This is a genomic window from uncultured Brachyspira sp., assembly GCF_944390595.1.
GTDB lineage: Bacteria > Spirochaetota > Brachyspiria > Brachyspirales > Brachyspiraceae > Brachyspira.
In genome coordinates, this window is sequence record NZ_CALXRN010000195.1 from 1 (window position 1) to 8,633 (window position 8,633).

Below are 8,633 nucleotides of genomic sequence, written 5' to 3' on the forward strand. Positions count from 1 at the left end.
ATGTAAGGTTAGAAAACGAGCTACATGATAAATTAGAAAATATTGCTGAAAGTGAAAATCAAACTATCAGTCAATATTTAAAGCAAATGATAATAAATAGAATAAACAGCACAAAATAAAAAATACAGCCGATGTCATAGAAATGATGTCGGCTTATTCAAAATTAATTAAACTATTGTATAAATCTTTTTTTATTGTTTGATTACACACAAAATGACAGCACTATAAAAGCAGATACTAATAATTTTAAGGAAGAAGAACACAAAAGAGATAAAGACGGTAAGTTTACGAAAGGAAGCGGAGAGGATAATAAACAGAAAGATAAAGAAGAAACTAATAATGAAGATTCAAGCGAAGAAAAACAAAAAGAAGAAAAAGAGATAAAAGAAAAAATTGAACAGCTTGAAAAAATAGACTGGACAAAAGATAATACTCTGCCTAACTTTCCTAAATCTTTTTTGAAAAAACAAGGTTTAGAAGATAAGCCTATTTTATTAAAAAAGAATATAATTGAAAGAAATAAACAACAACATCCTGATATAACAGAAGAACAAGCAATAAGAATTTTAGGAAACTCTCTTTATAGGACAGAGGCAATATTAAAAGGGAAATCAAAAAGACCAGATTATTATAATCTTATAACAAGAATAGATAACAATTATAATGACCTAGTAACTGTTGAACTATCAAATAAAAAGGATAATTATGAAATAGTTCATTTTTTCATAATAAGAAATACAACAAGAAAAAAATATGAAGATGATGATAAAGAATTAAAAAATAAGAGTTAGTAGGGAGGACGCCCCGTTCCTCCATCGCAGTACTTAAAATTAAGCAAGCGGCAGGCGTGGGCGGCAAATTTTCTGCCATTCGTACTAACTCTATATTTAGTTTAACAAAGTTTTTATGATAAGTCAATAGAAAATATAAAAAAACAAGTTTCTCAAAATTAATTAGACAATTTTCCGAATCTTTTTCGTTTTTTTAATTTACAATAAAATCATATCTAATCAATAAGGACTTGAGGACATGCCGCTTTTGTTTGAGATAGAAGAAGAACAAACCGTTTCTACACCGCAAACAGTAGTAAAGAACGGCGATTTGTGGCAGTTGGGAGAGCATAGACTTTTATGCGGAGATTGTACGGTAAAAGAAAATATTGATTTACTTATGAATAGCAATAAAGCTGATATGGTATTCACAGACCCGCCCTATAATGTTGATTATTCAAGTAAAAATCAATTTCTTAATTCTATAGACAATAGAATTGAAGCTAAAATAATAAATGATAATTTATATAAAGAAAAAAATCCAAGAACTTTCGTACAATGCTTTTATCAAATTCATCAGTTTTTAATTTTAATTCAAAATTCATAGAGTTATAAGACATTTATAAAACTCCTTACTTTTATATAAGGATATTATAAAACATTATAAATAAAATCTTATACAAATGTATAATGTTTGAAAAATTTTAAAAAATATTATTTTTATTTTAAAAATTTATTATAAGTATTAAAATTAATAATATAGCTTTTATAATTACTTAATAAAAAAGAGGTTAAAAAACTAATATTATATACCCCAAAATCATTTGCTTTATCTAAACCTAATGCTTTATTATCAAGAAGTAAAACTTTAAAATGATTTTCATTAAACTTTGTAAGATAAACATTTCCATCTAAAGTAAAATTTTCAAACTCATAATATTCTACTTTTTTATTATCCAAATTTATTAAACTATACGCTTCAGGTTGTATTAAGACTCCTTTTTCATAGGAAAAAGTTAATAATTCTTTATTGTTTTCTTTTGTATAAGAGAAATATATATTGTTTTGGATTAGATAAATTTACTGACATAATAACAAATTTATTATTTTCAATAGATACTAAACCTAAAGTTTTACTATAAATATCTATTTTTGTATCATAAATACGAACTACGGCATCATCTGCTATTATTTCCTCTTTTATTAATTTCTGCCCATAAGTCGAAAAGCTGAATCCTAAAAGTAAAGTGAAAATTAATAAAAGTTTTTTTAACTATTCTCTTATATATTTATAGTTTATGTGTTGTTATATATTTGTCAAAGTTTTTATTTAAAAAAAATCATTATATAAATGTATAATATTTAAACTTTTTTAGATTTTTTCTATTTTTTAAATGCAAATATAAAGCTGCTTTTTATTTAAAAATTTTAAAAAGTAGAAGGCTGGGGATATATTCATGATTTAATCAAATATTAAAAAGTATTTGAAAGTTATATTAAAGATTATTATTTATATCAAAAATATTTAAAATAAGAAATAAAATTTATGGATTTTTGTTATGAAAAATATATTTATAATTAGTTGCCAAAAAAATGGATGATATGACTAAAATAACATTATCTTTATATTTTACTCAATTAGGATATTATGGTATAATAGCGATCTAATAAAATATATGTATGAGATAAGAAATATTATTAAAAAAGATAGATTAATTTCTACATAATCATTTTTTAAAGAGAATATTTAACAAATGGAAAAATTAAAAAATTATGGAAAGATAGTATATTGATAAGAGGAAATGAAGAAAATGAAAATAAAGCTAAATAAAAAACTTATAACAAAGTTTAATGATAATTTATAATTTAGGATTTATTTATGAAACATATTATTTTACTTTTTTTATTAGGATTATTTTCTTTAAGTTGTGCTAGTATTAAAACTTATAGAGATGATTTAAAAGGAGCTACTAAATATTATACTGATGATTTTGCTGAATGGGGAGCTTTTTTAAATATTGTAGTATATGATAATGAGCCTAATAAACCTATAATTGCTTTAGAAGTTAGAACTCAAGCATTATTATACAATAATTACCTTAATTTAAGAGAAGTTTATTTTTTTGATGATAAAACAAAAGAAAATATTTCTTTTAAATTAGATGATGCTGAAAATGATATAGTGTATCAACAAGCTGTTTATACAGGTTATAATTATATTCCTTCTGCAGTTTATAAAGTAGCTAAAGGAACAAAGTTTTTAAATAATACAGAATTAGATTTACTATATAATTTTATGACTAATTCTCAAAATACAAAAATGAGATTTTACGGAGATTATCAAGTTGACAATCCTCTGCCAAGCGGACAGAAAAAAAATATAATTCAATTAATAGAAAAATATAAAAAAGAATTAAAATAAAATATTACTAATATAATTGCTATCTGAATATAGCTATATCATTGTAATTATACATCATTTGTACATTGCCGTTTTGAAACATTTTTATTGTTTTTTATTTGCTTGTATAATCAAAAACAGATGCAGCACTCAGATATTGGCATATATAATACTAAAAAATTACTATAAAATAATTATTAAAAAACTAAATTCTTAGCAATATTATATAATTATTTATTAATATAATGAGCATACATAATTATTGCATTAGTTTCATTACAATAATAAATATAAATGTATTTTATTTTCAAGATAATATATTCAAAAATAAATATATAATATCTTGAAATAAAATACATTAATAAAAAATAAATAACTTATATTAAATTACTTATTATTTAATTCTTTATATTTATCTATAATAATTTTTATAGCTTTTTTTGATATAGTATCTACTACATAATCTTTATAAGAACTTTTACCATCAAGTCTCATTTTAGTATTTTTACCTTGACTAAAATTTTCTAGAAAATTCATTAATTCTTCATCAACATATATATCAATATACTCAAATACATTTCCAGTTTGTCCTACATTACTATCATAATCTTCATATTTATCAAAATTAACTTTCTTTACAACACCATCATATAGTAAGTAGAATGACTCAATAAATAACCAACTCTTTCCCATATACATTATTTTTAATCTTAAAATATTAGATTCTCCTTGACGGCCTGCATAACAGCTTATATTAGGAAAATATGTACTATCTTTATCAGAAACATATTTTGGCTCATACCAAGTTATTTGCGTAAATTCATCGTATGTTTCTTCTACAGTTACAGTACCATCTACGTCAGTGTCCTGTCCATAAGCAAAAAAACTAAAGCTAAAAAGTAAAAATAACATTAACAAAAACTTTCTCATATATGTTTCCTCTTATTTATTTTTATTATATATCTATAGTTTATGTATTTTTCTAAATTTGTCAAACATTTTATAAAATTGATTTTTATTTTAAATTATCTTTTAAAATAAAATTACATGAATTACAAATGAAATTCAACTTTAAATATCTATGATAATAGAACTATATTTAATTATAACTCTATTATCATATATATTAAAATATCAATTTGAAATAAAATTTCATTACTATTTTTAATAAATAAAGCTTTTTTCAATATAACTCTGCAGTAAAATTTGCAGCAAAGGAAAATATAATATAAAAAGTAATGATAACATATATTTTTTACATTATCTATAAAATAAAAAAGTTACAAAGTCAATTAGAATAATTAATCATATTTGCTTGCATTGAATTCTTTTTTTGCTTTTAGATAAGCATCATATTGCTTTTTTGAAGTGTCATACCATAAATAAGGATTATTGAATTCATCATAGTCAGCGAGTAAATATTCTCTGCCATTGTATTTTAAACTACAGTTAGTTTCCATGCTGTCAGCATTTATTGTTAATTCAATTTTTACAGGCGTATCTAAAGGCATTTTTTCTATTTTGTTTTCATAAGATCCTGTGTTTATATTGTATGAAGTTTTTATATTGTAATAAACATCATTATTAACTAAATTATAAGTGTAATTATAATTAATAGCTGATGTTCCATTTATACGGATCACATTTGCTTTTATATGTCCTTTTTCTAGTTTTTCACAGATAATGAACTCTAAATAATTATAATTGCTATCATCTATTGATACGGAAATATTTTGTCCGACAAACTCTTCGCAGCTTATGAAAAGACATAAAAAAATAAAAAGTGATAATAATTTTTTCATAAAATAAATCCCAATATTATATTTTTAAAGTTTATATATTTTCTTTATTTTTCAAGAAATTATAAAAATTTTTACTATTTTTAATTGCTAAATTATAAACAATTAAATCACTATTTTATTACCTATGTATTTTTTAGTCTACAATAATAAAATCTTATTCATAATTATTCTATATAAGCATTCCTAAAATCATATATTGAAAAAATATCATATTTTACCCCATGAAGTTTTTTGCTTTGCATAACTGTAGCCTTATCATAATATATAGGAATTATAGCCATATCCTCTTGTATTAGTATACGTTCTGCGTCATAGGCTGCTTTTATTCTTATATCCTCATTGGCATTTGTCATAGCAATATCAACTAAATGATCATAAACAGCATTTGTGTATCCGCCGTCATTACCCAAACCATCAAGCTGAAAAAGTCTCAAATAACCAGTAGCCTGATTATAAGCAACACTAGTTCCGGCCTTAATCATTTGAAAACTTCCGTCTTTTATTGACTGCAAATATGTTGTAGGTTCTTCATATCTAAGTTTTAAATCTATACCCAAATTATTTTTATACATACTTTGAATTGCCTCTGCCACAAATAATGATGAAGGATTTGTAGTTGTTATTAATTCTATTATAGGGAATTTTTTTATATCGGGATAACCTGCTTCAGCAAGAAGTTTTTTAGCCTCTTCAATATTTTTCTGATAATTGCTCTCTTCCAAAGAAATATATTCCGGAGCATTATCCCTAAAATTATTAGTGCCATTTTTTACATTTATAGGAACAAATCCGTCAGCTGCAACCCTTCCACCTCCTAAAACATTATTTACTATATAATTTCTGTCTATACCAAGTGCTAATGCTTTTCTTACCAAAGGGTTATTAAAAGGTTTTCGCTTCAAATTAACCATATAATAAGCAATAGATGTGACGTCAACTTCTCTTCCTATACCCTGCTCTATTAAAGATGCTCTCTCATTTTCTGGGGCTTCAGGATAAAATAATATACTGTCTCCATAAATTGCAGCAACTGCAGTATTAACATCTTCCAAAAACTCGAAAGTGATTTTTTCAGCTTTTACATTATCTTTATCCCAATAATAAGGATTTTTTTCCATTACTATTTTTACAGCCTCATCATATTCAGTCATTATATAAGGACCGTTTCCAATATAATGATCTTTTGTTAAAGCCCAATCCTCACCGTAAGTTTCTATAATATCTTCTCTTACAGGCGAAGCAATATCACTAGCCATAGCCTCTTCAAAATATGGAAGCGGTATATCAAGCTCAATCTTCAATGTATAATCATCTAAAGCATAAACCCCAAGTTCTTCTAACTTCTTCTCGCCTTTCATTATACTCTGAGCATTCTTTATTATATCAAATCCCAAAGAAAAAGGAGAAGCTACCTCAGGATCAATTAATCTTCTTAAAGTATATACAAAATCATTAGCTGTTAAACTTTTTCCGTCTGACCATTTAGCATTTTCTCTTAAATGAAATATATAAACTGTATTATTGCTCATAGCCTCCCAGCTCTCAGCAAGTGCAGGAATTATAGTACCGTCTTCATCTCTTTGAGTAAGCGTTTCAAATGCATGTGTTATGTAAACTGCTGTATTAATGCCTTTAGCGAATGCCGGATCTAAACTGCTAGGCATTCCCCCAACTGATACCACTATTCCTTCATTAGATGATTTACTATTAGAACATGATAATAAAAATATATTTGCAAATAAAATTATTATAAAAATTTTTTTCTTCATAATAGATATTCTCTTTATAAGATAATTTATTTAAATATGATAACTAAATATATAATTATGTCAACTATATTATGTTAATATAATTTCCGCACGGTGAATAGATTAAAAAATATAAATACATTAACTTTATATTTAAATACAAAAATCAATAAAAATAAATCATGCGTAGAAAAAATTTTTAAACTTAATAATCACTTGGGCGGGTGCTGAAATTTCTAATAAAGCTTTAAAAATAATTTAAAATTTTATTATCTAAATAAAGCTAGAAAATATAAATGGCGGGGTATTTATTTAAAATTAAAAAATATTATGTTAATTCATTTATTAATATCAAAAATATATTTAGGATCAACATAATCGCATAGCCAAACTTTATTTTCGGATAAGTAAAATTTAATACCGTCTTCATACATTTTCTTAGAATTAATTTTTATTATTGCAGGTTTTCCATGACGCTCACCTACTTTTTTAGCTGTTTCTTCTGTTAATGATAAATGTACATGAAGTCTTCCCATTTTATTTATGCCTTCCTGTTTTATGCTTTCTATACTACTAATTGAAGTTCCATGAAATAATATTTCCGGAGGTTCTTTCTCTTCAAATTGTAAATCTACATCTATACTATGACCTTGATTCGCTCTTATTAAAGTATGATCTTCATTGAAGCTGAATCTTTTTTTATCATTATATAATACAACTCTTTCAAGTATATCTTTATTTATATTTCTTCCTGTTAATTTTATTTTCTCTATTAATTCATAAACATTAGCCCAGCCGTCTTTAGATAATGTAATTCCTATATTTTGAGGTTTATGTCTTAATACTAAACTAACAAATTTACTTATTTTAACTTCCTCTTTAGTTAATTTATCATCTTTCATTTTATTTCTCCGCAAAATACATAGTTAATAAAATAATATCATTTATTAATTATGTCAACTATATTATGTTAACACTATTATTTAATAGAATTTTATTCAGCCCGCCCACCCGCCCCTAATCTATTGTAAAAAAGTTATTTTACTTGTAAAATATATGCAAATTTTTATTTAAATAAAAAAGGATATATTTATGTCTGTTATAGGTTTGTCAGGAAATCTTTTATATGAAAATACTTCCATACCAAAAGCATTTGTTAATCGTTCTTATGTTGATTCTGTTATGAGGTCAAAAGGAACACCTTTTATAATACCAATCATAGAGGATGAAGAAATAATAAAAAAAATGGTTGAAAATGTTGATGGAATTATTATGACAGGCGGAGTTGATGTTCATCCTTTTAGATTTAATGAAGAACCTATAGAAAAAATCGGCACTATATCTATAGAAAGAGATGATTTCGATTTTAAATTAATGAAATACGCAGTAGAAATGAATAAGCCAATATTTGGAATATGCAGAGGAATACAGGTTATAAATGTATATTTTGGAGGCACTTTAATACAGGATATACCAGCACAAAGAAGTACAAATATACTTCATAGTCAAACAGCAGAGTATCATGCTCCAACCCATAAAATACAAATAGTAAAAGACAGTATTATTTATGATATGCTAGGCGAAAGCTCTGAAGTTAATAGTTTTCATCATCAAGCCATAGATAAATTAGCTAAAGATTTCAAAGTTACAGCAGCTGCAAAAGATGGTATAGCTGAAGCTATAGAATATAAGAAAAAAGATTCTTTTATATTAGGCGTACAATGGCATCCTGAATTAATGAGTTCTAAAATAATAAAGATGCAGAATATTTTTGACATGTTCGTAGAAGTTTGCAAATCAAGAAAATAATCATTTAAAAATAATTTCTATACAAAAATATCTTTATTTTTTATTTTAGTATCTATAAGAATTAATTCTTTTAAGTTTTTTAATTCAGGAAGTTTTTTTATAG

Annotated in this window: 9 protein-coding genes; 4 read left to right on the forward strand and 5 right to left on the reverse strand. The window is 24.5% G+C overall.

Annotated elements, in window-relative coordinates; translation table 11 throughout:
* The first annotated feature begins 194 nt into the window (after positions 1-194).
* Together Q0J90_RS11780 and Q0J90_RS11785 are read left to right on the forward strand one after the other, a co-directional pair.
* A complete protein-coding gene (locus Q0J90_RS11780) occupies positions 195-791 on the forward strand; it encodes a hypothetical protein (protein WP_297278094.1) in 597 nt (198 codons plus the stop codon).
* 238 nt (positions 792-1,029) lie between these two features.
* Positions 1,030-1,377 (forward strand): hypothetical protein, encoded by a 348-nt coding sequence (locus tag Q0J90_RS11785; RefSeq protein WP_297278095.1) that lies wholly within the window; start codon positions 1,030-1,032, stop codon positions 1,375-1,377.
* A gap of 113 nt (positions 1,378-1,490) precedes the next feature.
* On the opposite strand, the gene Q0J90_RS11790 is transcribed toward Q0J90_RS11785, so the two are convergent.
* Positions 1,491-1,730: a hypothetical protein gene (locus tag Q0J90_RS11790; protein WP_297278096.1), complete on the reverse strand. Its 240-nt coding sequence runs from the start codon at positions 1,728-1,730 to the stop codon at positions 1,491-1,493.
* Positions 1,731-2,649: 919 nt separating this feature from the next.
* On the opposite strand from Q0J90_RS11790, the gene Q0J90_RS11795 reads away from it, so the two are divergent.
* On the forward strand, positions 2,650-3,192 hold the full coding sequence (locus tag Q0J90_RS11795; protein ID WP_297278097.1) for a hypothetical protein: 543 nt from the start codon (positions 2,650-2,652) through the stop codon (positions 3,190-3,192).
* 366 nt (positions 3,193-3,558) lie between these two features.
* On the opposite strand, the gene Q0J90_RS11800 is transcribed toward Q0J90_RS11795, so the two are convergent.
* From Q0J90_RS11800 to Q0J90_RS11815, 4 genes are all read right to left on the reverse strand, one after another.
* A complete protein-coding gene (locus Q0J90_RS11800) occupies positions 3,559-4,101 on the reverse strand; it encodes a hypothetical protein (protein WP_297278098.1) in 543 nt (180 codons plus the stop codon).
* A gap of 371 nt (positions 4,102-4,472) precedes the next feature.
* Positions 4,473-4,973: a hypothetical protein gene (locus tag Q0J90_RS11805; protein WP_297278099.1), complete on the reverse strand. Its 501-nt coding sequence runs from the start codon at positions 4,971-4,973 to the stop codon at positions 4,473-4,475.
* 164 nt (positions 4,974-5,137) lie between these two features.
* The gene (locus Q0J90_RS11810) at positions 5,138-6,742 is read right to left on the reverse strand and encodes a peptide ABC transporter substrate-binding protein (RefSeq protein ID WP_297278100.1); all 1,605 of its coding nucleotides are present in this window, start codon (positions 6,740-6,742) and stop codon (positions 5,138-5,140) included.
* 317 nt (positions 6,743-7,059) lie between these two features.
* Complete coding sequence (locus Q0J90_RS11815; protein WP_297278101.1) at positions 7,060-7,623, reverse strand: RNA 2'-phosphotransferase; 564 nt, start codon at positions 7,621-7,623, stop codon at positions 7,060-7,062.
* Positions 7,624-7,813: 190 nt separating this feature from the next.
* Between Q0J90_RS11815 and Q0J90_RS11820 the strand changes: the two genes are divergently transcribed.
* Entirely contained in the window at positions 7,814-8,530 is a 717-nt protein-coding gene (locus Q0J90_RS11820; RefSeq protein ID WP_297278102.1) for a gamma-glutamyl-gamma-aminobutyrate hydrolase family protein, read from the forward strand.
* Positions 8,531-8,633 lie beyond the last annotated feature (103 nt).

What these genes read in the sequence shown, in the direction of transcription:
- Q0J90_RS11810 (WP_297278100.1), bottom strand. Translation starts at nt 6,742, where the DNA reads ATGAAGAAAAAAATTTTTATAATAATTTTATTTGCAAATATATTTTTA.
- Q0J90_RS11815 (WP_297278101.1), bottom strand. Translation starts at nt 7,623, where the DNA reads ATGAAAGATGATAAATTAACTAAAGAGGAAGTTAAAATAAGTAAATTT.
- Q0J90_RS11785 (WP_297278095.1), top strand. Translation starts at nt 1,030, where the DNA reads ATGCCGCTTTTGTTTGAGATAGAAGAAGAACAAACCGTTTCTACACCG.
- Q0J90_RS11795 (WP_297278097.1), top strand. Translation starts at nt 2,650, where the DNA reads ATGAAACATATTATTTTACTTTTTTTATTAGGATTATTTTCTTTAAGT.
- Q0J90_RS11820 (WP_297278102.1), top strand. Translation starts at nt 7,814, where the DNA reads ATGTCTGTTATAGGTTTGTCAGGAAATCTTTTATATGAAAATACTTCC.
- Q0J90_RS11800 (WP_297278098.1), bottom strand. Translation starts at nt 4,101, where the DNA reads ATGAGAAAGTTTTTGTTAATGTTATTTTTACTTTTTAGCTTTAGTTTT.
- Q0J90_RS11805 (WP_297278099.1), bottom strand. Translation starts at nt 4,973, where the DNA reads ATGAAAAAATTATTATCACTTTTTATTTTTTTATGTCTTTTCATAAGC.